This is a genomic window from Chthoniobacter flavus Ellin428, assembly GCF_000173075.1.
In the GTDB taxonomy this organism is placed as follows: Bacteria; Verrucomicrobiota; Verrucomicrobiia; order Chthoniobacterales; family Chthoniobacteraceae; genus Chthoniobacter; species Chthoniobacter flavus.
In genome coordinates this window covers 1-25,568 of the sequence record NZ_ABVL01000012.1, presented here as the reverse complement: position 1 = coordinate 25,568, position 25,568 = coordinate 1, and the positions used below count along the sequence as shown (strand labels likewise).

Genomic DNA, 25,568 nt, shown 5'->3' with positions numbered 1-25,568 from the left:
CCTCCGATGTTTTGCTTCCCGTGCAAAACTCACGACCCGAAATGCGCGGCAGCCGACGGCAGTTGCCGGCCGATCTCCGCGACGTGATAGCCGAAGCCCGGCCCGGTCAGCGTGCTCAGATCGAGCACCCCATCCCGACGCCGATACAGCCCCGGATGCACTTTCGCTTCGATGAGCGATGCCTCGGGGCAGAACTGCATCCCGTTGCTCTCCACGCCCATGATCGTCCCGGCATACGCGGCCAGCGTGACGTGTGGAATCTGCGCGAACATCACATTCGTGAGGTCCTGCACCATCAGCGTCATGCCATGTGCACGCGCCCAGCACAGGCTGAGCAGCGCACCGGTGAGGGTCTTGCAAGTCTTGAGCGCCACACCGGTCCAGCCGAGCTCGCGCCCCAACCGCACGAAATGCCAGTCATGCGCGCTCTCGTCGAGGAACAGGGGTTTGCGCGCGCTGACCGCATGCACATCGATGCGATTCGCCTCGAGATCATACGGGAACGGCTGCTCGATGTAGAGCAGCATGCCGTAGATGCGCGGCTCTTCGATCAGCAACCGGTCGAGAATCTCCGTGACGTACGCCGGATCGGTCACCGTGCAGTTGAAATCAGCAGTCAACCACGTCACGCCTTCCTCGATCGAAATCTTCCCGATCTTCACGATGCGCGCGTAATCCCACGCCGCGTCATTGCCCCGCAGCTTGATCTTGAGACACTGCAGCCCATCCGCCCGAATCCAGTCGCGCAGCAACACCGGGTAGCCATCGTTCGGCTCCGAGCCCGTGAGTTCCTCGCGCTCCACCGGATCGAGGCCACCGATGAGATGCCAGACCGGCAACCGCTCCCGTCGCGGCGTGAGGAAATCCACGGGCCATTTACCGGCAAATTTCGCCGACGGCTCGAGGAACCGCGCGAGATCGCCGCTCAGCCATTCCGCGGAAAGCGTATCGAACACCGGCCGCTGATGGAGATTGCCGTAGGCGTCGAAAATCGCCAGGTCGAAGAGCGAATGGCAGACCAGCGCGGCGAGATGCGGCATCTCTTCGCTCTGCCCCTGGTTCAGCTCGCTGCGCAGTTTCTCGAGATGATGTTCCTGAAAGCCATGCCCCAATTCCATCGGGTGCCCGAACTGGCCAACTTTTGGCAGTTCCTGCGCGATGCGGATGGTGAAATCGCGCATCCGGTTTTCGCGCTCGTCCCAAGTGAGGGTCGATGGCCATACCCAGCCGACGCTCAGGGGCGTTTCGCCCCAGCCTTCGGCGCTGCGGCCCTCCCGATCTTCCACCCGCACCCGCACGCGCGCGCAGAGGGCACGCGTCACGACCTGCGCGCCGAATTTCAGCGGGACGCGCAGATGCGTGGGCAGGAAAAAAAGCTCCGTTTCGCGAACGACTATGTCGGTTGGCTTTTGCACCGTAGGAATGGGCGAAAGGTTATTCGAGGCCGAGGTGCTTCAGCACTTCGGGCGGCGGGCCGGGGAATTCGATCATCGGGGTGTTGCCCACATAGCCGATCGCTTTCCAGCCTTCCGGCGTAGAGTAGTAGCCACCGGTCACGCGGTCGCGGAAGTTCTTGAAGAAGCTGAAGGCTTTTTTGTGCGCGTCCGTGCCGTCCTTGACGATGTCATCGACGATCGCCGTCTGGTCGGCCAGGGCGCATTCCGCGAAGGCTTTTGAAGCGCTTCTTCGCTTCGTCATTGATCACTCGAGCCCGGGGCGAATGACCTTCTGGTCCTTCTGCTGCGCTTCGTACGGGGCGCTCACCCATTCATCGATGAAGTCGAGCACGCCGACCGCACTGGCCGCGGGGCCGAATTCATCTGCCGGCACAATGATGTCGCCCAGGGCGGTCGCGGTGCGCTTCTCCTCATCGGTGAGCACGCGCGGCCAGGGGATTTCCTTTTTGTGCAAATTCGGGTCGGTGCCGATGCCTTGCACCGCACCATAGGACGAAATGTTCAGCGAAGAGAGGGCGATCGAGACGCCGATCACGCGCTTGAGCGCCTCGCGGCGGGAGAGAGGTTGTGGGGTCATAGGGGTAGGTCTGCGAGGTTCCGGCTCTTAATCGTAATCTTGATCCTAATCTTACTCTTAAGGGGATTCGATCAGGGAAGTGAGATGAAGAGGGGTGGGCGCGGGGATTAAGATTAAGATTAAGATTAAGATTAAGAAGGTGATTTGCGAAATTAACCGATATTCCCCTTCCGCATTTCCTCGGCGAGCCAGGTCGTGGTGCGCATGCAGAGGGCGAGGATGGTGAGGGTGGGATTCTTGTCGGCGTTGCTCACGAAGGGACCGCCATCGGTCACGAAAAGATTCGGCACGTCCCAGGTCTGACACCATTGGTTGAGCACCGACTTCTTCGGGTCGTCGCCGAGACAAGTGGTGCCGACTTCGTGGATGATCGAGCCGCCGGGCAGGAAAGCTTTCTCCGGATCGAGTTCCGGCTTGCCATTGATCTTGCCGCCGAGGGCTTCGATGATATTCGCGAAGGTCTGTTGCATGTGCACGGCCTGCTTCTTCTCGTGGTCACTGAATTTCCAATGGAAGCGCAGGACGGGGATGCCGTACTTATCCTTTTTCTCCGGGTCGACCTCGCAATAGGAATCCTCGTTGGGAATCATTTCGCCACGGCCGCTGAAGCCGACGCTCGCGCCGTAGTAGCGGCGGGCGTCTTCCTTGAGCTGCTTGCCGTAGACCTTCGGGTTCGGAACGGTGGTCAGGCCCGGCATGCGGCGGCCGCCGCCGAACTCGATGTGATAGCCGCGCGCGAAGTCCATCTTGCTGGCCTTCTGCTCCTGGTAGAGCCACCATGGCATATACATGTGCATGCCACTGGCCCCGTCTTCGTTATGCGGCGGGCAATTTTCCAGCGCGGGGATGTGGCCGCTGAGGCTGCTGCCGACCGTGTCCATGAGATAGCGGCCCACTTTGCCGGAGCTGTTGGCCAGGCCGTTCGGGAAGAGGTTCGATTTGGAATTGAGCAGGATGCGCGCGCTTTCGCAGCCGCCCGCGGCGAGGATGACCACGCGCGCCGTGGCCCGCGCTTCCTTGCCCGTCTCCTTGTCGATGTAGAGCACGCCGGTCGCCTTGCCGTCCTTGCCCACGATCACCTCGCGCACCATGGCGTCGGTGATGATGTCGAGATTGCCCGTTTCGACCGCCGGCGGGAGGAGCACGGTGGTCGACTGGAAGTTCGCCTTGATCGCGCAACCGCGACCGCATTCGGTCGCATAGAAGCAGGCCGCGCGATTATTCAGCGGCTTGGTGAGAATCGCGAGGTGCGAGGGAATGACCGGGATACCGAGCTGCTTGCAGGCCTTCTTCGTGAGCAGTTCGTAGCCGCGCGGTTTGGGCGGCGGCATCAACGTGCCGTTGCGCGAATTCGGGGTGTTCTCCAATCCTTCATTGGAACCGAAGACGCCGATCAACGCCTCCGCCTTGTCGTACCACGGTTCGAATTCCTCGTAAGTGAACGGCCAGTCGAGGCCAAGGCCGTCGCGACTGCGCGGCTTGAAATCGTACGGACCCATGCGCAAGGCGATGCGGCCCCAGTGGTTGGTGCGGCCGCCGAGCATGCGCGGACGCCACCACATGAAATTCTGTCGATCCCCTTTCTTCTCCTTGGCCTGCCAGTCGCTGGCTTCCTGCCATTTGTCCTGGCCCTCGCGCTTGATCACGTAAGGCTCGCCCGGCACCGTCCAACCGCCGTTCACCGTGGCGTCGAAAAAGCCGAAGTGCTTGTCCGGAGTGGGCGCGCCGCGCAGCGGGGCTTGCGCGGCATTTTCGAACATCGGCGTCTCGGTGAGCGGGTCGTAATTTCGCCCGGCCTCGAGCATCAGCACCTTCAAGCCAGCCTTGGTCAGATTATACGCCGCCATGCCGCCGCCCGCCCCCGAACCAACGACGATGACATCATAGTTAATGGCGGACTTTCGAGGGGTAATCAGCGGCATAGAGTCGCGCACTTTCCATGAGGTGACGTTGCGCTGCCAGCGGAAAATTCGGCGGGCATTTCAGAGGCTGCGTGGTAAACCGGCGGAAGGATTCATTGGCCCGCGAATCACACAAATAACACAAATAGAGATTCTTTAATTCGCGTCATTGGTGTGATTCGCGGGCCCTTTTTACTGTCTTCTCAGTGGACAGGTGTGGCCTCCGGCAACCGATAGACGCGCACGTAATCGACTTCCATGGCGGACGGAAATGGGGCCTCGGCGTCGGGATTTCCGTCCCACTGGCCGCCGACGGCAAGGTTGAGGATGATGTACATCGGCCCGAAATCGGCGTCGCCGCGCCAGTGGTGACGCTCGATGCCGTCGACGAACCAGACTACGCGATCCGGCCGCCAGTCGACGGCGAAGGTGTGGAAGTCGCCGGTGAAATCCGGGCCGGTCCATTCCGTGCCGTCGGATTTCGGGCGCCAGGTGCCCGGCTGCGGACGATGCACGGTGAGCCACACGTGATTCAAGAGGCTGCCCTTGTGCTCCATGATGTCGATCTCCGGCGGCCATTGGCGGCTCTGCGGCAGCAGCCAGAACGCCGGCCAGAAACCCTTTCCGCGCGGCAGCTTCACGCGCGTTTCAAACCAGCCGTAGCGCAGGGAAAACTTGTCGTGCGACGCGACCATGCCGGAGCTGTAGGGCAGGCCTTCGCGTGGGGTGCGATCGGCGCGGAGGAAGAGCTTGCCGTCGCGTAGCGTGACATTTTCCGGCGCGTAGGCTTGGAGCTCGCCGTTGCAGCCGAGGGGATGGACCTTGGGCGCGTAGTTCGTCTGCCATTTCGTGGTGTCCAGCTTGGTCCCATCGAATTCATCAGACCAGGTGAGGTGATAGCCGAGGTCCTGAGGTTTGACCGGCAGTGGATCGGCGCGGACGAGGAGTGGCAGGAGGAAGAAGGCCAGCAGGGGGAGACGCATCGCCAAGGTGATAGCGGAATGGATGGGACGTGTCATGCTTCGCGCGGAGCGAGCGAAAAAAACAATGTCATCCTGAGCGAAGCGGGGAAGCATGGGCGGAGTCGAAGGACCTCTGACTTCCGTGGGTTTTTGCGCGGAGCTGAGCGGCGGAAGGAACCCAGGATTCGCAATCCTTCTTTTATCTGAATTAGCAGGGATATTACGCCACGGTTAAATGAAAGCGCGCGGGTGCCCGTGCAGCGGTGCAGCTCCGCACAAAAACCCACGGAAGTCAGAGGTCCTTCGGCTCCGCCCGTGCTTCCCCGCTCCGCTCAGGATGACGTCTTTTTTGGAACGCCTCGCGCCTTAATGCGCGGTCGCGAATTGCCGCTCGGCCAGACGCCGGTACGTGCCGTCGGTGAATTCCATCAACTCCGCGTGCGTGCCGCTTTTCGATCATGGTCCCCTGCTCGATCACGCAAAATGCGATCGCATTGCCGCACGGTGCTGAGTCGATGCGCGATGATGAAGGACGTGCGCCCGATGAGCAGCTCGGCCAGCGCTTCCTGAATGAGGGCTTCACTCTCGCTATCGAGCGAGCTCGTCGCCTCGTCGAGAATGAGGATTGCGGGATCCTTGAGCAACGCCCGCGCGATGGCGATGCGCTGGCGCTGGCCGCCGCTGAGCTTCACGCCACGTTCGCCGACCAGCGTCCCGTAGCCCTCGGGAAAGCGGCTGATGAATTCATGGCAATGCGCCCGGCGGGAAGCTTCGAATATTTCCTCTTCCGTCGCCTGCGGGCGGCCGTAGGCAATATTGTCACGGATGCTGCCGCCGAAGAGCAGCACTTCCTGGGGCACGATGGCCATGTTGCCCCGCACCGACCCGAGGGCCAGCGTGTGCGCTTCCGCGCCGTCGATCAAAATGCGGCCGATGTCCGGTTCATAAAAACGCAGCAGCAGCGAAACGATGGTCGATTTTCCCGCGCCACTCGGCCCGACGAGGGCGATTTTTTCGCCCGCCCGCGCGGCGAGCGACAAGTCGCGCAGCACCGGCAAATCCGGCCGCGAGGGATACGAAAAACCGACGCCGGCAAATTCCACATCGCCACGAAAACGTTCCAGAGCCCCAGCCTCCGCGGCCGGCTCTCCCGTCTCGCCCAATAGCTCCTGGACCCGCTCCTGCGCCCCGAGCACCCGCTGGAGCTGGCTGAAGACCTCGGCAAACGACGACACCGCGCCGCCGACAAACAAGGTGTAGAGCGTGAAGGTGGTGAGTTGCCCGTGCGACAAGCGCCCCGCCTGCATGAGCGTGGCGCCATACCACATGACAAAGGTGATCGACCCGAAGATCCCGAGAATGATGAAGGACACGAGACTCGCCCGCCGCCGCACGCCGCGCAGCGTCGCATTCAGATAGGCGTGCAACCCCACGCCGTAGCGCTGCACTTCGTAGCGCTCGTTGGTGAAAGCCTTCACATTCGCGATGCCTTGGAATGTTTCTTCGATGATCGTCGCGCTTTCGGCCAGCCGATCCTGCGCCTCGCGCGAGACCCGCCGCACTTTGCGTCCGAGGAAAACCGCGACCAGCATCAGCACGGGAAAGGTCGACACCATGACCAGTGACAAGCGCGGCGAGATCGCCACGATCGCCACCACGCCGCCGAAGAGCATCATCATCTGCCGCAGGGCCTGCGGCACCGTGCCGGCCAGCGTGTCGGTGAGCAGCGTGAGATCGTTCGAGAGCCGGCTGGTGAGTTCGCCCACGCGATGCTCGCCGAAGAACTTCATCGGCAGCGAAAGCAGCGTGTCGTAAAGCTGCTGCCGCAGGCGCACCACGGCATTCTCACCCACGAAATTGAAGGTGTAGGAGTAAAAAAAGGTGAGCACCGCCTGGATGGCCAGCGTCCCGGCGAGCAGCAGCGCCACAGTATTGATGGAGGGATGCCAACTGGTGACCCGCAGCGCGGCTTCCGTCGGCATGGCGGAATCGATCAAGCGCCCAATGAGCAGCGGGAAGCAGAGCCCGAAGCTCATCGAGACGAGCAGCGCCACCATGGCCAGCGCGAAGCGCCCGCGCCACGGGCGCACGTAATGCAAAAGCCCGGTGATTTCGTGGAAGCTCAGCTTGCGCCGCGGCTCCGCGGAAGAGGAATGATTGGCCACAGAATTAGTCGCGGGCGTGATTGGATTCGGACTGGTCGGTGAGACTCATCTCGATCTCGTATTTCGCCGCGCAGAGGCATCCGCCCATGATGATGATCGAACCACTGAGATAGATCCAGAGCAACAAGGCGACGACCGTTCCGAAGGTGCCGTAGAGCGCGTTGAAGTGCCCGATATTTCGCGTGTAGAGAATGAAGAGTCGCTGGAGGATCTCGAGCGCGAGGGTGACAAAGAGCGCCGCTGGCCAGACTTCCCGCAACAGGGTACGGCGCCGGGGCGCGAATTTATAAAACATCACAAAGCCATAGAAGAGCACAACCAGCGGCACGAGCGGATAGAGCACATTGTCGAAGAGCGGTTTTACGAACCAGAAATCCAGATGCACCTCCCACGAGTGCGTCCAATAGAAGTATTCCACGTATTTAAATATCGCCGGGATGATGGTGCCGAGGAGGAGTGCGCTGGCCAGGATCGCGGTCATGGCGAGATTCTTGATCGGCATGCGCCACCAGGAGTATTGCTTCGTGCCCCAGGCGCGGTTCACCCCGTGGACCAGGGCCTGGAAGAACTTCAGGGCGCTCCAGGCCAGGATACCGAAGGCGATGATGCCCGCGCTTTTGCGGGACTGCACGACGCCGTCGATGGTGGTGACGATCATCTTCGAGTCCTTGGTATCCAGCGGCATGTAGGGGGCGATGTAGCTCATGATCCGGTCCGTGGCCACGGCCCGGTTGCCGAAGAAATTGGTGCTGATTGTGACCAGCAGGACGATGAGCGGGAACATGGCGAAGAAGGCGTAGTAGGCAAAAGAGGCCGCCCGCTGCTCGCCGTCGGTCTCGTCGTATTTGACGACCGCCCGCCAGAGAATGTGAATTCGCTGCACGATCCAGAGCCGAAAGGGGGGACCGGCATTGCGGAAAAATCGTCGGAAAGCACTCATCGCCGCGGAATGTAGGCGGAAATATTTCCATCTGCCAACCTCCGGGCGTCTTGCAGCATACGAATGGACTGGTAGCCTTGCCACCGATGCCGGAACCCGAGAAGAAGCCGTCTGCCCCGAAAGCACCCAAGCGCGGGTGGTTCCGGCGTGTCCTCCGGTGGACCGGTATTCTGCTGCTGGTGGTGATCATTTTCCATCGGCCGCTGTTCCACGTGGGAATGCGGCTTTTTCTCATCAAACTGGCGGCCAAGCAGAATCTGACGCTCGATGTCCATTTTTCGGGCAGCGTTTTTACGAACCTGATCGTCGAGGGCGTCCATGCCGTTCCCACCGGCAAGGGTCCCAGCCCGGTGCGGAAGATCGATATCGAGCGGGTCCGGCTGGATTACAGCATCCCGAGCCTGATCAAACATGGCATCGGCGAATTCCTGCGGAGCTACGAGGTCACCAATGCCGACCTGGATTTCATCGCCTCGCCGAGCAAGAGCCAGCCCGAGCACGAGCAGAAAATGGAACTCGCCCAGGATTTGAACAACGTCCTCGGCCAGCCGGCGGCGTATGCCGACAAGGTGCGCATCCAGAATTTCAACATCACCGTGCGCGCGGAGAAGAACATCACCGAGGTGAAAGGCTTCTCGCTCTTCCTCGATCCCGAAGCGGTGGGTTACCTGAAGATCGCGAAGCTCAATATCCCAGGCGTGCCGTTGTGGGAGAATCTTTCCGCGGAGACCAGCTACGCGAAGCGCAATTTCTTCATTCGTCATCTCGTCCTCGCCCCGGATCTGGTGCTCGAGGAGGTCAATTTCGACGCCTCCCAGCGTGCGCAAAACAAGGGCAGCGTGGATTTAAAAGCCGATCTCTTTGGCGGCACGCTGCACGTCTCGCTGGCCGGCAATCAGCTCAACAAGAAGGGCAAAAACCTCGATAAGAGTTACAACACCACGCTGCAGATTGAAGCCGCGAATGTCGGGCTCGAAGCGGCGGCCAGTTATTTCGGCGCGCCGAAGCCACCGGTCGCCAAGCTGGCCCTCCTGGATGTGCTCCACACCGGTGAGCCGGAAATGCCGCAGACTTGGAAAGGGCACGCAAAACTCCGCGTCGAGGCGCTCGCGGCGGGTCCGATGAAAGTCGATAGCGTGGAGCTCAACGCGCAATTCCTCAACGGCAAGGCGGAAGTCAGCGGGGTGAACATCGCCGCCGGAAAGAACTCCGTTGCCTTGACCGCGACCGTGGTCCTGCCGGAGTCGGTGAACGATTTTCCGATGAGCGAGGTGAACGCTTCGCTCAAGATCAATGCCCCCGATCTGGCGGCGCTCACGGCCATGATGCCCGAACCGCTCCAGGGGACGATCAGCGGCGGCGGCCCGATCAAGATGAGCAAGGGCTGGGTGAATACCGATCTCACTCTCGATGCAAAGCTGGTGTCGAACCAGAAGCTGAATCTCGACAACACCACCCTGCGCCTCACGGCGAATAAGCGCCTGATGCCCGCCCCGGCCACGCCCTTCGACGATCTTTCCGCCCATCTCGTCGCCGCGGTGAACGGCGTGCGCGTGCAGGATTTCAGCATCGATTCCATGAAGCTCGATGTCGAGGCGCACAACGACCAGATCACCCTGCACGGCCTCGAAGTGCATCGCGCGGAAAACTCCGTGACGGCGCAGGGCACCTATCGCATTCCGAAAGATTTGGCCACGGCAGCAACCGCGCCGATCGATGCCAAGTTCGCCATTCACGTCCCGAAGCTCGAGGACTTCGGCATCAAGGTGAGCGACCAGGCGCTCTCCGGCCATGTGCAGAGCGATGGCTTGGTGAAAATGGAAAACAACCGGCTGAACGGCCATGTCCAAATCGACGGCGGCGATTTCCGACTCGGCGATTTCAAGACCGGCGCGCTGGCCGGCAGCATCCAGATCCAGGACAGCATCGCCAAGGTCGAGCAACTGACCTTGCAGCTCAACGCCACCGACCAAATCGCCATCACCGGCCAGGGCGAGGCGCGCGCGCCCTTTCCGTATGAAGGCGCGGTCCTCCTGGACATCAAGGACCTCACCGCGCTGCACTCGTTGCTCGCCGTTTTCAAAATGCAGCAACCGCTCACCGGCAACCTGCATCTCGATTGGTCCGGCAAGGGCGAACCCGCAACGATCAAGCCGCCGTATGCGCCAAAGCTCGATCACACCGGCCAGCTCAACTTCGCGCTCACCAAGGGGCGCTTCGACAAGATCGACCTCAGCGAGATCAAGCTCGGCGGCCTCTACGGCCCCGGCTTCGCGCAAACCACGGACTTAAAATTCGTCACCGGTCCGACCAGTTTCACCGGCAGCCTCGAGATGAAGGAAGGCAAGGTGCGGCTCAAGGACATCAATCTCGCGCAAGGCACGCTTACCGTGCTCACCGGCTACCTCTTCCTCCCCATCGACCTCGATCATCCGCAGCAACTCATCCCGCTCGACGAGCGCATCGCGGCTAATATCAATGCCAAGGACCTCGATCTGGAAAAGCTGCTCGCCAACTTCGGCCAGACCTCGCCGGCCAGTGGCACGATCAGCACCAATGTCGTGGCCGGAGGCACGCTGTCGCAACCGCTGGCGCATTTGAAATTCCAGGGCCGCAAACTCAAGGCCAAGGCCGTCGCCGCATTGGATCCCGCCGATCTCGATCTCGACCTACACTTTTCGAACAACGAGCTCACCCTCGCCGCCACGGCGAAACAGCCGCAGATCCAGCCGCTCACCATCAAGGGCCACGTCCCGCTCGATCTCCAGGCCACGATTAAGAGCAAGAAGCTCGACCCGGCGCTGCCGCTCGACGTGCAGGTCAATCTGCCGCCCTCCTCGCTCGCGATCGTGCCGAAGCTCACCACGCAAGTGCATCGCATCGACGGCACGGTGGGCCTCGATGTGCGCGTGGCCGGCACCGTGGAGAAGCCGGCGCTGAGCGGTTCCGCGAATATCGACGTCAAGAGCGCGCGCTTTGAAAACGAGAGCATTCCCGCGCTCGGCGCCTTCAAGGCCCAACTCGGTTTCAACGAAGACACGCTGCGCTTCAACACCTTCGAGGGCGAACTCGGCGGCGGCAAACTGAAGCTCGGCGGCGCGATCAAGCTGACCAAACTTACTGAGCCCAATTTCGACCTGCACCTGCAGGCGGACGAAGTGCTCGTGATGCGCAACGATTCCATCACCGTTCGCTCCGATGCCGACGTCAAGCTCACCGGCCCGCTCGCCGCGGCCAGCGTGAGCGGAACGGTCTACGCCACCCATTCGCGCTTCTTCAAGGAAATCGACATCCTGCCCATCGCCCTGCCAGGCAGGGCCAAGCCCGCGCCCAAGACCGCGCGCAGCATGGACACCGGCGTCTCCTTTCCCCAGCCGCCCTTGCGTGACTGGAAATTCGACCTCGCCATCAAGACCAAGCCGGACGACTCCTTTCTCGTCCGCGGCAACCTCGCCAATGGCGCGGCGGCCATCGACCTGAAACTCAGCGGCACCGGCCTGGCCCCGTATCTCGAGGGCTCGATCCACGTCGAGGAATTCAAGGCCTCCCTGCCCTTCAGCACGCTCAAGATTTCGCGCGGCTTCGTCTATTTCACCAAGGACGCCCCCTTCCAGCCGTCGCTCGATTTGCAGGCCGATTCCCAGACGAGCAACTATCTCGTTCACGCCTACTTCTATGGCAAGGCCTCCGACCCGCAGGTCACGCTGAGCAGCGAGCCGCCGCTCCCCTATTCCGACATCATCTCCCTGCTCGCGACCGGGCGTCACCCGCGATCAACTTTCCAACAATGCCGACGTGCTGGCCAGCAAAGCGGCCATGCTCGCCGTTCAGGAGCTGTATCGCAAAATTTTCCTGCCCCAACAAGGCACCGGCCATCGACCGGAACAAACAGGACAACGGGAATTTCATGGATCGCTTCAAACTGGAAATGGGCGCAGTCGATAACAAAACCGGCGGCCAGCAGATCACCAGCCGGATCCGGATCACGAATGCATTTTACCTCATCGGCGACCTCGTCACGGATGAAGGCTTCACAGGACGGCTGAAATATCTCATTCGTTTCCGGTAACCCGCGTGAAATTTCGCACCCGTATCCTCACTGCTCTCCTTGTCACGTGCGGGGCGACCGCTGCTTCCGCCCAGGACACGAACGCCGCGGGCACGGCGCTGGGCGCGAATTTGCTCGTGGAAACGGCGCAGGACGTGGGGCGCAATAAGATCGAGATCACTGGCGCACAGAATATTCCCGAGCCGGAATTGCGCTCGGCGGAGGCCGAAGAAATCCGCGACATCATCGAGAAAGGCGTCACCACCGCGCGGGCTGACGATCTCGCTTTTTACATCGGTTCGTACTATCGCAAGAAGGGCTTTGCCCAAGTCGACGTGAGTTACGAAATTCGCGGCGGCAAGGTCGTCATCAAGATCAAGGAGGGGCCGCGCTCCACCCTGCACAAGCTTAACTTCACCGGGAACCACGTGGTCGATGACAAGACGCTCTACGACTACATGATCGGCGCCACGCCGGAGCGCCTCGCGCGCGAACCGGCGAAATTTCCCTACACCACCGCGGAGATTTCCGCCGGTGTCGATCGCGTGCGCGGCCTGTACCTTTCCAAGGGCTATCTCAACGTCACCATCGACGCTTCGAAAGTGCGGCTTTCCCGCGACGGCGCCCAGGCCGAGGTCACGGTCGCCATCACCGAGGGTCCCGCTTACACGGTGGGGGAGATCACCTTCACCGGCGAAACGATCTTCCCGCGCGAGAAACTCGTGGGGGCGCTGGGCGAAGCGACGAACGGCCCCTTCGCGCCCGGCATTGCCACCACCATGCAGCGGAACCTGCAGTCTTTCTACAAGGCGCACGGCTACTATCAGGCGGAGGTCATTGCGACTGGTGACGCGACACCGTCTCCGCATGGCGGGCGCGTGCCCATTGCCTTTCACGTCGCGCCAAAGGGACTCTTCCGCTTTGGCAAAGTGACGGTCCGCAACGAAACGCCGGTCAAGCCCCGATTGCACGCCAACTTCCTCCCCAAGCGTTTCGCTCCGTTGCGCGGGCAGGTCTACGATCCGGCCAAGCTCGACGAGACTTATCGGGAGATGCTGAGCACCGGTCTTTTCGATAGCCTCCGCATCTCGCTCGAGCCTCAGCCAAACAACGATCTCGACATCGACCTCACCGCCACTGAGGCCAAGGCCAAGGAAGTCGGCTTTACCCTCGGTTACGGAAGCTACGAAGGCGCCTCCGCGGGTATCCGCCTCGCCGATCGTGATCTCTTCGGCCATGGCCGTCCCCTCACGTTTTCCGCCGACTATTCGCAGCGCGGTCTCAAGGGCGAATTGCTCTACGTCGATCCCTGGTTCCTCGACTCCCGCTTTGCGCTCCGCACCCGCATCTACTCGGAGGCGCGGGATGAAGATGGCTATTCCAAGAACGCCATCGGTGCTCGCACCGATCTCACCCGCAAGTTGATGCCCCACCTGGAGCTCGGCGTTTTCGGCGAAATCGCCAATCGCAAGGTGACGGCGAATGGCATCAGCGAGGATCTGCTCGGGCCGCTCCAATACACCATCGCCGTCGTCGGCCTCACCCAGAATTCCGATTTCCGCAACGACCCGATCAATCCCGGCCGCGGCTTCGTCTTCAATACCTCCCTCGACGTCTCGACCGTCCAGGGTGGAGAAAGTTTCATGCGCGGCCTCGGCCGCTTCTCCTACTACCTGCCGATCGGCAAGACCATGCTGGCCTTTGGCGCCCGCGGTGGTTACATCTCGACCAATGCGGAGAACGTCCCGATCGACTCACGCTTTTTCAACGGCGGCAGCAATACCGTGCGCAGTTTCGCCGAGCGCCAACTCGGCCCGACGAATCACGGTCATCCTGTGGGCGGCAATGTCTATACGGTCTTCAATATCGAATACACCGTGCCGATTACCACCGCACTGAGCGGAGCCGTCTTTGTGGATGCCGGCAGCGTGACCAACGATCACCTGCCGGAATCCGGCGACATGCGTTACGGCGTCGGCCTGGGCATCCGTTACAAACTGCCCATCGGTCCCATCCGTCTCGACTTCGGCCTCAATCCCGACCGCCGCCCGAATGAATCCATCGGGGCGATTAACTTCAGCTTCGGCTTCGCGTTTTAGAGAAAGGTGCTGGAGGGATGCGCTCCTGCGCGTTCCCCAATCTTGCGGGCTCTGACCGAAGGAATAGCGGGAACGCGCAGGAGCGCGTCCCTCCGACACCGCCTCCCCGCTGACACGATTTCCACGACCGCTGGGAACTGCCCGGCCGTCCACCGGGCGCTTGCGTTGGATGCGAAGACGGCCCACGCTGCCCCTTGTCGGTTCCGGGCGTGCTGGGTTTGATGGCGTACTTTCGGGGGCGACACGTCACCGATCGTTCCAACCCCTTCCCTCCTCCCTGTGAACACACGCATTCTTTGCCTCGCCGGCTGGCTCGCGGCTGCTGGTATCAGCGCCGCGCAATCCTCTTCCCCGGCGGCCTCTCCAAGCGCATCGGAAAGTTGGCAGCAACTCACCCGCCAATGGCCGAAGGCGGCCACGGATCTCGACGCCGAGGGCGATCGACTCGCCGACACCGGCGACCTCAAGGACGCGGCTGCGCGCTACCAATCCTGCCTCGAACTTCCGGGCGCCACTTCCGAGCAGAAGGCACTGGCCACGATCAAACTCGCGCAGCTTTCCGAAGCGCAGTTCGAAATCGCCACGGCTCGGGAAGCATATCAAAAAGCGCTCACGCTGCTCCCGCCGAAGAGCGGCATCGCCCACGAAATCCGCCTGCGCCTCGAAGATACTTATCGCCGTGCGGACGATCTCTCCGGGCTGGCGGACATGTGGAAAAACTATGTCGCCTCGCATGGCGACGACGCGGACGCGAGTTTGCTGCTCGCCCAGGTGCTCGATGAACTCCGTCAACCGATCGAAACCGCGACCTGGCCGAAGCCGCCCCTTCCTCCTGCCTCGCAGCCGGCGGGGGAACAGCGCGTGGCGACCGCGAAGGATGCCGCATTCGCCGCTCTGCGCGGGCCGAAGTTCGATGAAGAATACAAAATTCTCACCACCGCGTTCGATACCGAGAGCGATCCGCTGGCGCGTTTCGACCTTACCGCCGCCCTGGGCGAGGCAGCGAACCGCATGGGCCGCCTCAATGAACTCGTCGCGACCTTCCGCACCAGGAGCCGCACGGAAAAGGAGGGCTGGCGCTACTTCGTGTATCTCGCGGAAATTCAGCGCTCGATTCAAAATGCTTCGGCAGCCCACGCCGAGTTGATGCGGGCATTGGGTCCGCGCTCGCGCGACCCACTCTTTCTCACCGAAGCGTGGCGTTTGAGCATCGAGCAGCAGGATCTTGGCGATCGTGTCCGCCTGGGGCGGTTGCTCGCGGAAGTTTCCCCGAGCACGGCGCACCAAATCGAACTCATCTCCGCCCTGTTCTATTCTCACGAGTCCACCGACGCGCTGAAGGGCTTGCAGGCGAATGAAGACGCTATTTTCGCCGACCCCATGCCCTGGCACGATGTGCTGCTCCTGGCCGGCGCCGTCAGCCAGGGAGAAATCACCAGCCGCCTGCTCGAATCGTTTCTCGCCAAAAAGCCCGGAGACTGGCGCGGACGCTTTCTTTTGGCGGAGGCGCGAATGCAGGCCGGTGATTTCGTCGGCGCGAAAAAATACCTGCGTGAACTCGAAGCCGCCGCACCGCCGGTGCAAGCCCCGGGGGAAAACAACAAGGACGAACTCCGTGGCTACACTACGGGCGCCGTGACTTATGATTCCGGTATCGGCCATGGCGCGGCGGCCGATTTTGCCCGGCGCAACGTCCACGGTGCGGGAATGCGCGATTTACTCGATAAGATCGGAAGTGGACTCAACAACCCCGCCTTTTCCCTGGAAGAGCTTCCCCATTTTTCGGCGTACAATCAATTCCCGTCGAGGCGCCACCTGCCGCAAACAGCGGCTGAGGCCGCCGATGCGGCGCTGGTCATCCACTCGGTCCTCGAGCGGCAGGAAGGCCACAGCGCGGAATGGATGGCGGAACTGCAACCGACGCTGGCCAAGCTGCCTCGTGCCGAGCGAATCGCCCGCCTGGCCCTGGTGCAGGCGCTCGATCCTCTTTTGCAGGAACTGACCGCCGAAGCCACCGCCCCATCCGGCGACGAGCTGACCCAGGCGATCGGCCTCGAAGTTCTGCTCGAGCTCGGCGCCAATATCCTGCCGGGCACCGGCCGGGTGGACGTCGATCCCTCCGTGTTGTCTTCTCTCCTAAAAGCGTTTCTGGCGCGGGAGAAACATCCGGACACCTTGGTCCTCGGTCAGGTGGAATTGAGCAAAGTCCTGAAGCTGGCGGGACAGGGCAAAGAAGCCGTGGAGGCGGCCCGCACGGCGCTGGAAGGGTGGAAGGCAGTTCCCGCCGATCGTCAGTACATGGCCATGGATCTCGCCATGGCCACGGGGGATGTGGAACACGCCGAGGCGATGCTCACCACACAGGAGGAGAAGGAGAAAGCGGAAAACCCCGGCAGCCCCTACACCGGACAAGAAACTCGCAAGACACAGCTCGCCCGAGTCATCGCCGAACAAAATCCGGACGATCCCCGCCTGATGAAATGGCTCGTCTCGGGGATGCAGGACACTTTTGACCGCACCAATCTCCGCAGCAGCTTGTGGCAGGGGCGTTCGATTTTGCATGCGGTGCAAAAATTTCCCTACGACGGGCGGCTCATTTACCGCTTTTCGTGGAGCTGGTTTGAGATTTTCGAGATTCCCAACCAGTACGGAAAGGGCGCCGCGCTGCGCACGGCGATCAGCCAAAAAGCAAAGGAGCTCCCGTCGCCCCGGAATCTGCATGCCCGCCTGGCGGTCATTTGTCTTTCGTGGTGGATGAAAGATCGCGACCGGGCGATCCACGAAGCCCTCGATCTCGCAACCGCCACCGGCAACGATGAAGTGCATCTCCTCGCGGGCTCGATGCTCACCGAGATGGAACGCTATGATGAAGCGCGAGGCGAATTGGAAAAGGTGTCCACCACCGATCCCGACATTGCCAGCGACCAAGTGGCGCGACTCCTGGTCCTGGCCCGGGCGCAGAAAGACAACGAACGCGCCAAAACGCTGGCCGTGCAACTGGCCGGCTTCCCGTCGATCGATTCGGACGACACGCTGGAGAGAGTGATGAAGGATCTCGGCCTCCAGGAACAGGCCTTGAATTTCCAAAGCAGCAAGCGGGCGAAGAGCGAAGTGAAGTTCTACACCGGCATGGCCGGGGCGGTGAAGGAACTGGAGCGGGAATCGGCGGCCCGCAATTTGCGCACGGCGACTGGACTGGCTCACGGGATTCTCGCCCGGGTTTCACCTTTGGGTACGACGGCGATGGAGCGGTACTATCGGAGGGCGGCACTCGACGCGCTGCGGCGAGGAAGCGTCCTGACCGAGTATACCGATGAACTCAAAAGGCAATTGGCAGCCAATCCCCAATCGCTCGAAACCGTGTTGCGGCTGGCCGATGCTTTCGAAAACGACGCCGCGCAGGCCGTCACCTACGCTCGTCGTGCCGTAGAGTTGCGCCCGAACGATCTTTCGCTCCAACTCCGGCTGGGCGGCGCGCTCGCGGCGAATCGTCAGCCGGCCGACGCCGTGCGCGTTTGGGAGGCAGTCTTTGCCAAAGATCCACAGGCGATCTTCAGCGAAGGTTTCAACGGGTATCTCGCCACTTTCAAAGCCGCCGGGCAGCTCGACCAATTCAGTACCATTTTGCTCAAAACACCGCCGGGCAATCTTCTGGCGGCTCTCGCTTTCTTCTCTCGGGATACGACCTTTTATTACCAGCAGGTCGCGGAGGCAATGAATCAGGATGGAAAGCCCGCGGAAGCGATCCAGCTGTGGCAGGCCGCACTGGCGCGCGCAAGGCGGGGAACCACTTCCTCATTTCAGGAAACCAACCTCCTGCAGTCGCTGATTCCGGCGTTACTCAAAGCCGGTCGCAAGGATGAGGCAATCCAGGAATTCGAGAGCTATTTCCTCCCTCCCGTCGCGCGTCAGCCGTGGGGCTATAAAATCGTGTCTCCCGAGAGAAAGTGGAGCCAGACCATTTTCCAGGATCACAAGTCCAGTCTCCAGGGCACGAAGGTGATGCAGCTGGCCAGCGACGCGAATGTGCTGGACGCGCTCAGGGCCAAAGCGGCCGCAGTCGCGGCGGCTCACCCCCACAGCCCAGAGCAGTTGCTCGTCTTGTGGATTGATATCCTCAAACACAACCCCGCGCGGCTCGCTTCCATGAAAAAGGAATTCGATGAAATCCTGGACGAGTTACAGTCGACGGGCAGACCGGGGATGCCGGATCGACTGGTAGCGACGGGACTGCTCGGGGACATTGGCGTGCTCGCGCCGTGGGCTCCCCAGACCCGCGTGACATTGCGCTCATTGGCCGACGTCCTGGCCGAATGGCCCGAAGGTCGTGAACTGGCTCTCCACATCGATGAGAAACTCCCGGACCTCTATGACGGCCGGCCCTACTTGGACCGGGCAAAACTGGCGCTGTCCATTTCCCAAAAGGAAGCCGCCAACCGCGCTCTCCAGGAGTGGATCTCGTGGGATGGGAGCGCCTTGCGAGTCGCGTCCACTCCGGACGTCGAACAGAATCTGACAGCGGCGGATTTGATGACTCAGGCCGGCCTGCCCACAGAAGCCAAAAAGATTATACGAAGACTCCAGATCACCGCCGACTTTCGTGATACAAAGCAGCGATTGATGGCCATGGAGGTGTTGAATCGTGCGGGTTTGGCCGCGGACGTCGCCGCTCTGTTGCAGACAATCAAAGACTCCGAGGAATTTCACCGCGGCGCCGTCCAACTCTCGGTCGCGGAAACAATCAACCGGATGGGTATGAATTCGGAAGCTGTCGCGATCTTGCTCAAGATCAAGGCCTCCGATCTCTACAACCTCGAGCTTCAACTTTCGGCCGCGGAGCTGATGAACCAGGTAGGCATGACCACCCAGGCGGCGGAACTGGTGAAAAAAATCCAGGCCTCCCCTCAACTTCGCAAGCAACCCGATTTGCAAAAACGACTCGACGAATTGGTCAAACGTCTCGGCCCTGGCTCCAAGGGGAAACCGGGCGAGACGATCAAACTGTAGGGGAGTTGATAGTTGACAGTTGATAGTTGATAGCCGGTTTTCGGCCTGCCACGTCGTGGACCAATGCCGGCCACAAATGTCTCTTCCACGCCTCTGCGTCTCTGCAGTGCTAACCATGAAAATGTCCGCACGACGCGTAGAATTTTTGGCCCGCGAATCACGCAAATAACACGAATGAGGGCAGATCATTCGCGTCATTCGGGTGATTCGCGGGTCACTTTCCCTTCCCTGTCTTTTCGCATGTTCGTGGCTCCCCTTTTGGTTGCGGCTTTGCCGCGCCGCGTCTCTGCGTTTTAAAAGATCACCCCTTCGCCTGCTTTTTGCGCATGCGGATGTTCAGCATTTCGACCGCGAACGAGAAAGCCATGGCGAAATAGATGTAGCCCTTGTCGACGTGCTGCCCGCAACCATCCGCGATGAGCACCATGCCGACAAGTAGGAGGAAGGAAAGCGCGAGCATCTTGATTGTCGGGTGACGATTGACGAAGTCTCCGATCGGTTTGGCGGCGAGCAGCATCACCCCCATGGCCAGCACCACCGCGGCAATCATCACTTCAATATGCTGCGCGAGGCCGACCGCGGTGATGACGGAATCGAGCGAGAAGACGATATCGATGACCACGATCTGCGCGATCACCCCCCAAAAGCCCGTACTCTTCTTTTCGGGCTGACCGCTTTCCTCGCCTTCCACGGTGCCGTGAATTTCGTGCACACTTTTCCACAGGAGGAACAAGCCGCCCGCGATCATCACGAGATCGCGTCCGGAGAAGCCATGGCCGAAAACATGGAAGAGCGGTGCGGTGAGCCGCGTGAGCCAGAAGATCGAACACAGGAGGAGCACGCGTGTGATCAGCGCCAGCGCCAGACCGATCGTCCGGGCCCGTCCCTGCAACGCCTCGGCCAACTTCCCGGCGAGGATCGTGATGAAGATGATGTTATCAATCCCCAGGACGATCTCGAGCGCGGTCAGCGTCACCAGGCTAATCCAGAGATTCGGGTCCGTAATCGACATGGCCGGAAAGGAAGGTCTCGAAAACGTTTCGGGTAAAGGCAAATCGGCAGCCGAGGGCGCTACTTTCAGGCAGCGGATTCCCCGATGGAAACGCTGGCGATGATTACGCTCCGCATTTGGCGATGCACGGGCGAGCGGCGTTTCGATGATGCGATGCGCGGCTGCTTTTCGAGGACTGGTTCTCAAAGCGGCGCAGCAGCGCGCGCACTCCAAAACGCAAGCGTTCCTGGCGCGCTCAACAGCGATTCGGCCGGCGATGTGGCAGGCCGAAAGGCGGCTATCAATTGTCCCCACGGCACCATGGACTTCTCGCCAAGCCTCAAATATCCACTCTCCACTATCAACTCAGGCACTACACGAGGTGAAAGACTTCCTTCAACTCCTGCGCGACCGGACTGTGGTCCGGATTGGCCGGCATCACATCGGCCATGCGCGTCCACCACTTTTGGCAGATGGGCGTTTGCGCAATCGCGTTCCACCGCGCCTCGTCCTCGATCTCCACATAGCCGAAAAGCTGCCGCGTCCCGGGATGCAGGAAGATGGAGTAATTGTGCGCGCCATGGTCTTTGAGGACTTGTTCCAGCTCAGGCCAGATCGGGGAGTGCCGCCGCGCGTATTCTTCCTCGCTGCTGGCATGGACGGACATAACAAAAGCTTTGCGAATCATAGTTCCAGTCGGGGATGCGGCGGCCACTTTCCCGATTACCTGCCTCGCCTTCAAACCTCTTTCCGCGGATTCCGTGCTCGTCTTTGCCCGCGAACGGTGCGAGAAGCGGCGCGCTCCTTTCATCCATGCATCGCCGCCGTTTTCTCACCGCGCTCGCTGCCGCGGGCCTTGGCACGCCGCGCCTCGCCCAGGCCGTGGCCGACAGCGACACCCTCGAAATCATCATCGACAACCGCGGCTGGGGCAGCGCTTCTTCGGCCGATGTGCGCGCGGTGACTCTCTCCGCGGCAAATGAGGTCTGGCAGAATTGCCCGGGCCAGCGCATCAAGCCGGTCCACATCTATCACCGCACCGATTTTCCGCAGACCGATTTCGGGCACGACTGGCGCGGGCGCATCCGCATCGGCCTGAACAGCGAGGACGCGCGTTGGGCGCAGATGGCGTTTCAATTTGGCCACGAATTCTGCCACGCGCTCGCCCAGCACAGCGCCATCGCCCTGCACGGCTGGCACCCGGGCCGCCATTCGAATCTCTGGTTCGAGGAAAGCCTGTGCGAGACCAGTTCGTTGTTCGTCCTGCGCCGACTCGGTGTCACGTGGGCGCAGAATGCTCCTTATGAAACGTGGCGCTCCTACGCGCCGGCGATGGCCAAATACGCCAGCGATCGTCTGGCCAAGCCGGAGCACCAACTGCCCGCCGATACCAGCTTCCTCGCGTGGTTCCGACAGAATGAAGCCTCCCTGCGGGAGAATCCCGTACTGCGCGAAAAGGAAGTGATCATCGCGCGCCAGATGCTCCCGCTCTTCGAAGCCGAACCGGCCGGCTGGGCGGCGATGGCTTATCTCAATATCGGCGCCCATCAGCCGGGCAAGTCGCTCAGCCAGCATTTCACCGAGTGGCAGAATTACAGCCCGCAGGCCCTGCGCCCGTTCCTGGGCCGGCTCACCGCGCTCTTCTCCGGCCCAGTGTGAACGCGAACCGGTCGCATTGGGAAAGCAAGGGGAGTCTGGCGAACATGTCACACGTCAGCGGCACCTCCGTCTCATTTCTGACCGCGGCCGCGGCCCGGGAATCGCCAGCCCGGTGAAACCACGGAAGCCGCCGGGACCGCTTCACTCTGGAGAAATAGCTCAGCGCCGCTACTCTGGAGGCCCCGCCTCCCCCTCGGCTGATCGCTTGACGCACCCGCCTTGCTTGCTTAGCGTGCGCGCCTCATGTCGAAAACCGCGCCTCTTGTTGCCCTGACGCTGCTGTCCCTCCTGATGCCTCTGAGCCAGGTGAACGCAGCCGTCGTCTATCGCTCCGACGAGGGTTGGACCGTGGAAGGTGACGACACCGCGGTGGCCGGCAGCGCCGCCGAGCAAATGAAAAAGGCGGAGAAACTCGAGGCAAGCGGCAACGACTCTGGGGCTTACAAATCGTACAAGGCGCTGGTCAAACGCTTCGGCCAATCGTTTCTCGCGCCCAAGGCGCAGCGCAAAGTCGGCATGTTGCTCGAAAAGCACCACGACTACGACAAGGCTTTCGATGCATACAATTCCTACCTGACGAAGTATCCGCAGGGTGAGGATTTCGATGCGGTCGTGGATTCGATGTTCAAGATCGCCAAGCTTTTCCTCGAAGGCCAGAAGCGCAAGGTTTTCGGCGTGCCGGTGGGGCCCTCGATGCAGCGCGCGCAGGCCATGTTCGAGAGCATCGTGAAGAACGCGCCGTTCAGCAAACTGGCGCCGCTCTCGCAGTTCAATGTCGGCCAGGCGCTGGAGAAGCAGAACGATTATCCGAAAGCCATCGAGGCGTATCAGGCGGTCTACACGAAATATCCGAATGACCCGGTGGCAGCAGACGCGCTTTATCAAGTCGGTTACGTTCGGGCGAAGGACGCTCGTGAGGGCTCCTACGATCCCGCGACGAATCGCAAGGCCCGCGAAGCGTTCGAAGACTTCACCGCCCGTTATCCGAATAGCGAAAAAGTGGCGCAGGCCAACGAGAACATCCGCAACCTCGAAGGTGGCACCAACAAGAACATCCTCGATATCGCGAAATTTTACGACAAGACGCGGAAGTTCAAGTCGGCGGTCATTTACTACAATGATGTGATCAAGGCGCAGCCCGGTTCGCCCGAGGCCGAATATGCGAAAGGCCGCATCGAGGCGCTGAAGAACGAATACGGCGAGGACGCCCTGCGCGCCGGACCGGAACGCACCGAGACCGGCAACCGCGCGCTCGAGCGCCGGAAACTGCAGGCCAAGGTGGATACCGTCTCGCGACCGGACTACGTCGGCCCGCCCGTGGCGGAGCTAAAGCAGAAAGTCGAGACCGCGCCGGCGAAGCCAAAGCTGCGCACCTCACCGGATAACCTCGGCCCCGTCCCGGCGGTGGAGCCTCCGCTGCCCGGCGGAGAGACGAAGCCCGCGGGCACCCTGCCTCTCACCCCTGCTCCGCCCGAGTCCGAGCCGCCCAAGCTGAACCAATGAGATTCGCCTTTTTGCTGTCCCTGGCAGCGTTCGTTTTCACCGGTTGTGCAGGATATCACATCGGACCGGTCCAGCCGAAGTTCATGGAAGGCATTCACAAGATCGCCATTCCAACCTTCCGGAATGACACGCTCGAACCCCGCGTCGAGACAATCCTCGCCACCACCGTCATCAATCAATTCCAGCAGGATGGCACTTACCAGATCGTCGACGAGAAGGATGCTGACGCGATCCTCGAAGGCACGCTCGACGTCCTTCAGCGCAATCCCGCGCGCTCGGTCCGGGGCAACGTCCTCCTCACCAAGGAATACACGCTCAACGTACGCTGCCGCTTCAAGCTCACCAAGAAGAGCACCGGGGTGATCGTCGACCAGCGCGTCGTCACCGGCACCACCAGCTTCTACGCCACCGGTTCGGATTCCGTCTCTCAGGACGTGAACCAGGACGAACGCCAGGCCGTGCCGCTGGCCGCCGCCGACATGGCGGTGCAGCTCGTGAGCCAGTACGCCGAAGGCTGGTAAGGCGCGGGAAGCCCTGCCCCGTGCTCTCGCTCGTCGCCACCCCCATCGGCAATCTCGGGGACATCACCCTGCGTGCGCTGGAGACGCTGAAAAGCGCCGATCTCATTGCCTGCGAAGACACGCGGCACTCGGGCAATCTCCTGCGCCATTACGAGATCCACAAGCCGCTCGTCAGTTACCACGAGCACAACGAAGCGCGCCGCACCGCGGAATTGATCGAGGAGCTGGCCGCCGGCAAACACATCGCCGTCATCACCGACGCGGGGCTGCCGGGCATCAGCGATCCTGGCCATCGTCTCCTGCGCGCCTGCATCGAGCGCGGACTACCTTACACCATTCTGCCCGGCCCCAGCGCGGTGCTCACCGCTCTCATCGGCAGCGGTTTTCCCGCGGAGGCGTTTTTCTACGGCGGCTTTCTCCCGGTGAAGAGCGGCGGACGTGAGCGCGATCTTCTCGCCGCCTCGGCGCGCGAAGTGACCACCGTCTTCTTCGAGTCCCCGCATCGCCTGCTCAAGACGCTCGAAGTCTGCGCTCAGCGTTTTCCCGAGCGCCGGCTCTGTGTCGCCCGCGAGTTGACCAAGCAATTCGAAGAGTTCCGCATCGGCCTCGCCCCCGAACTGCTCGCGCACTATTCCGCCAAGTCGGTGAAGGGCGAGATCGTGTTCCTGGTCAGCGGGGTGTGAAAAGGATGAGGGATGAAGGCGGAAGGATGAAGTAAAGCGCGCTGCGCGGGATGGGGAGTGCGGACGTTCGGTCGCCAAAGAGCGCGTCGCTTTTTTCTTCATCCTTCATCCTTCCGCCTTCATCCTTTTCTTCATGTCCCCCGCGCGCCGTCTCGCGTTCGTCCTCTTCCTCGCACTGGTCTTTCCGTCACTGGCCTCGGCCATCGATATCAAGCGCGACATCGAGTACGCCCGTGTCGGCGATCTGTCGCTGAAGCTCGACCTTTACCTTCCGGAAAAGGCCCACCCGCCGCTGATTGTCTATGTGCACGGTGGAGCGTGGCGCGGCGGATCGAAAAAGGAAAATCCGCTCCGCCCCCTCGTTGATCAGGGCTTCGCGCTGGCCAGCATCGATTACCGTCTCTCCACGCAAGCCCCCTTCCCCGCGCAGGCTCACGATATCAAAGCGGCCATCCGCTTTCTGCGCGCGCAACAATCCCAGCTCGGCATCGACGCGCATCGCATCGTCATCGCCGGCGCGTCTGCCGGTGGCCATCTCGCGGCGCTCGTCGGAGTCACCAATGGCGACAAGGAACTCGAAGGAACCGTCGGCGGCAATCTCGACCAATCGAGCGATGTGCAAGGCATCATCAGCCTCTTCGGTGCCTCGAATTTCATGACCATCCTCGAGCAAAGCACCGACCATGGCCGCAGCGTCCGTATCCCCGCATTGCAATTACTCCTCGGCGGGCTCCCCACCGAAAAACCCGAGCTCGCCAGGCTCGCCAGCCCGGTCAATCACATCGACGCTCACGATCCGCCGTTACTGCTTCTCCATGGCGATGCCGATCCCCAGATGCCGCCTGAGCAGTCCAAGGAACTCGCTGCCGCTTATGAGAAAGCCGGCCTTCCGGTGAAGCTCGTCATCATCCCCGGCGCCGTCCACGGCGGGAAGCAATTCACCGACCCCGAGCGCATCGCGCTCATGAAGGAATTTCTGGAGTCGCTACCCACAAAATAGCGCTCGGCAGGAAACAGGCTGAAAGGCCGTGGTCGCGTGGTAGGTTTAAAAAACT

General features: G+C 61.5%; 15 protein-coding genes and 1 pseudogene. 8 read left to right on the top strand and 8 right to left on the bottom strand.

The window, feature by feature from the left end:
• Window positions 1-29: 29 nt before the first annotated feature.
• The 6 genes and pseudogenes from CFE428DRAFT_RS18635 to CFE428DRAFT_RS18605 all read right to left on the bottom strand — a co-directional run bounded on the left by CFE428DRAFT_RS18635 (window position 30) and on the right by CFE428DRAFT_RS18605 (window position 8,002).
• The gene (locus CFE428DRAFT_RS18635) at window positions 30-1,415 is read right to left on the bottom strand and encodes an enolase C-terminal domain-like protein (RefSeq protein ID WP_006981170.1); all 1,386 of its coding nucleotides are present in this window, start codon (window positions 1,413-1,415) and stop codon (window positions 30-32) included.
• A 19-nt stretch (window positions 1,416-1,434) separates the two neighbouring features.
• Window positions 1,435-2,034 (bottom strand): annotated as a pseudogene (locus CFE428DRAFT_RS39930) (gluconate 2-dehydrogenase subunit 3 family protein).
• A 152-nt stretch (window positions 2,035-2,186) separates the two neighbouring features.
• Window positions 2,187-3,956, bottom strand: coding sequence for a GMC family oxidoreductase (locus tag CFE428DRAFT_RS18620; RefSeq protein WP_006981167.1), 1,770 nt, complete (start codon window positions 3,954-3,956; stop codon window positions 2,187-2,189).
• Between the two features lie 182 nt (window positions 3,957-4,138).
• On the bottom strand, window positions 4,139-4,918 hold the full coding sequence (locus tag CFE428DRAFT_RS18615) for a glycoside hydrolase family 16 protein (protein WP_049975685.1): 780 nt from the start codon (window positions 4,916-4,918) through the stop codon (window positions 4,139-4,141).
• A gap of 407 nt (window positions 4,919-5,325) precedes the next feature.
• Window positions 5,326-7,062, bottom strand: a complete 1,737-nt coding sequence (locus tag CFE428DRAFT_RS18610; protein ID WP_006981165.1) for an ABC transporter ATP-binding protein — start codon at window positions 7,060-7,062, stop codon at window positions 5,326-5,328.
• Between the two features lie 4 nt (window positions 7,063-7,066).
• Window positions 7,067-8,002, bottom strand: a complete 936-nt coding sequence (locus CFE428DRAFT_RS18605; protein WP_006981164.1) for a YihY/virulence factor BrkB family protein — start codon at window positions 8,000-8,002, stop codon at window positions 7,067-7,069.
• Window positions 8,003-8,088: 86 nt separating this feature from the next.
• Here CFE428DRAFT_RS18605 and CFE428DRAFT_RS18600 point away from each other — a divergent pair, with 86 nt between their 5' ends.
• The 3 genes from CFE428DRAFT_RS18600 (at window position 8,089) to CFE428DRAFT_RS18590 (ending at window position 19,156) form a co-directional block, all read left to right on the top strand.
• Complete coding sequence (locus CFE428DRAFT_RS18600; RefSeq protein ID WP_006981163.1) at window positions 8,089-12,048, top strand: translocation/assembly module TamB domain-containing protein; 3,960 nt, start codon at window positions 8,089-8,091, stop codon at window positions 12,046-12,048.
• 28 nt (window positions 12,049-12,076) lie between these two features.
• On the top strand, window positions 12,077-14,149 hold the full coding sequence (locus tag CFE428DRAFT_RS18595; RefSeq protein WP_006981162.1) for a BamA/OMP85 family outer membrane protein: 2,073 nt from the start codon (window positions 12,077-12,079) through the stop codon (window positions 14,147-14,149).
• A 279-nt stretch (window positions 14,150-14,428) separates the two neighbouring features.
• On the top strand, window positions 14,429-19,156 hold the full coding sequence (locus CFE428DRAFT_RS18590) for a tetratricopeptide repeat protein (RefSeq protein WP_006981161.1): 4,728 nt from the start codon (window positions 14,429-14,431) through the stop codon (window positions 19,154-19,156).
• Window positions 19,157-19,457: 301 nt separating this feature from the next.
• On the opposite strand, the gene CFE428DRAFT_RS18585 is transcribed toward CFE428DRAFT_RS18590, so the two are convergent.
• Together CFE428DRAFT_RS18585 and rhaM are read right to left on the bottom strand one after the other, a co-directional pair.
• Window positions 19,458-20,168 (bottom strand): TerC family protein, encoded by a 711-nt coding sequence (locus CFE428DRAFT_RS18585; protein ID WP_006981160.1) that lies wholly within the window; start codon window positions 20,166-20,168, stop codon window positions 19,458-19,460.
• A gap of 352 nt (window positions 20,169-20,520) precedes the next feature.
• On the bottom strand, window positions 20,521-20,835 hold the full coding sequence (rhaM, locus tag CFE428DRAFT_RS18580; protein ID WP_042725321.1) for an L-rhamnose mutarotase: 315 nt from the start codon (window positions 20,833-20,835) through the stop codon (window positions 20,521-20,523).
• Window positions 20,836-20,960: 125 nt separating this feature from the next.
• On the opposite strand from rhaM, the gene CFE428DRAFT_RS18575 reads away from it, so the two are divergent.
• The 5 genes from CFE428DRAFT_RS18575 (at window position 20,961) to CFE428DRAFT_RS18555 (ending at window position 25,513) form a co-directional block, all read left to right on the top strand.
• A complete protein-coding gene (locus CFE428DRAFT_RS18575) occupies window positions 20,961-21,806 on the top strand; it encodes a hypothetical protein (protein ID WP_006981158.1) in 846 nt (281 codons plus the stop codon).
• A gap of 243 nt (window positions 21,807-22,049) precedes the next feature.
• On the top strand, window positions 22,050-23,309 hold the full coding sequence (gene bamD, locus CFE428DRAFT_RS18570; RefSeq protein ID WP_006981157.1) for an outer membrane protein assembly factor BamD: 1,260 nt from the start codon (window positions 22,050-22,052) through the stop codon (window positions 23,307-23,309).
• A complete protein-coding gene (lptE, locus tag CFE428DRAFT_RS18565; RefSeq protein ID WP_006981156.1) occupies window positions 23,306-23,830 on the top strand; it encodes an LPS assembly lipoprotein LptE in 525 nt (174 codons plus the stop codon). Before bamD ends, lptE begins: the two co-directional genes overlap by 4 nt.
• A gap of 20 nt (window positions 23,831-23,850) precedes the next feature.
• Window positions 23,851-24,513 (top strand): 16S rRNA (cytidine(1402)-2'-O)-methyltransferase, encoded by a 663-nt coding sequence (rsmI, locus tag CFE428DRAFT_RS18560; protein WP_006981155.1) that lies wholly within the window; start codon window positions 23,851-23,853, stop codon window positions 24,511-24,513.
• Between the two features lie 133 nt (window positions 24,514-24,646).
• Window positions 24,647-25,513, top strand: a complete 867-nt coding sequence (locus CFE428DRAFT_RS18555) for an alpha/beta hydrolase (RefSeq protein WP_006981154.1) — start codon at window positions 24,647-24,649, stop codon at window positions 25,511-25,513.
• Window positions 25,514-25,568 lie beyond the last annotated feature (55 nt).

Bases quoted from the DNA above. Each gene is read 5' to 3' on its own strand.
- CFE428DRAFT_RS18615 (WP_049975685.1), bottom strand. From the start codon at position 4,918: ATGCGTCTCCCCCTGCTGGCCTTCTTCCTCCTGCCACTCCTCGTCCGC.
- CFE428DRAFT_RS18555 (WP_006981154.1), top strand. From the start codon at position 24,647: ATGTCCCCCGCGCGCCGTCTCGCGTTCGTCCTCTTCCTCGCACTGGTC.
- rhaM (WP_042725321.1), bottom strand. From the start codon at position 20,835: ATGATTCGCAAAGCTTTTGTTATGTCCGTCCATGCCAGCAGCGAGGAA.
- CFE428DRAFT_RS18620 (WP_006981167.1), bottom strand. From the start codon at position 3,956: ATGCCGCTGATTACCCCTCGAAAGTCCGCCATTAACTATGATGTCATC.
- CFE428DRAFT_RS18605 (WP_006981164.1), bottom strand. From the start codon at position 8,002: ATGAGTGCTTTCCGACGATTTTTCCGCAATGCCGGTCCCCCCTTTCGG.
- CFE428DRAFT_RS18575 (WP_006981158.1), top strand. From the start codon at position 20,961: ATGCATCGCCGCCGTTTTCTCACCGCGCTCGCTGCCGCGGGCCTTGGC.
- CFE428DRAFT_RS18600 (WP_006981163.1), top strand. From the start codon at position 8,089: ATGCCGGAACCCGAGAAGAAGCCGTCTGCCCCGAAAGCACCCAAGCGC.
- CFE428DRAFT_RS18585 (WP_006981160.1), bottom strand. From the start codon at position 20,168: ATGTCGATTACGGACCCGAATCTCTGGATTAGCCTGGTGACGCTGACC.
- bamD (WP_006981157.1), top strand. From the start codon at position 22,050: ATGTCGAAAACCGCGCCTCTTGTTGCCCTGACGCTGCTGTCCCTCCTG.
- lptE (WP_006981156.1), top strand. From the start codon at position 23,306: ATGAGATTCGCCTTTTTGCTGTCCCTGGCAGCGTTCGTTTTCACCGGT.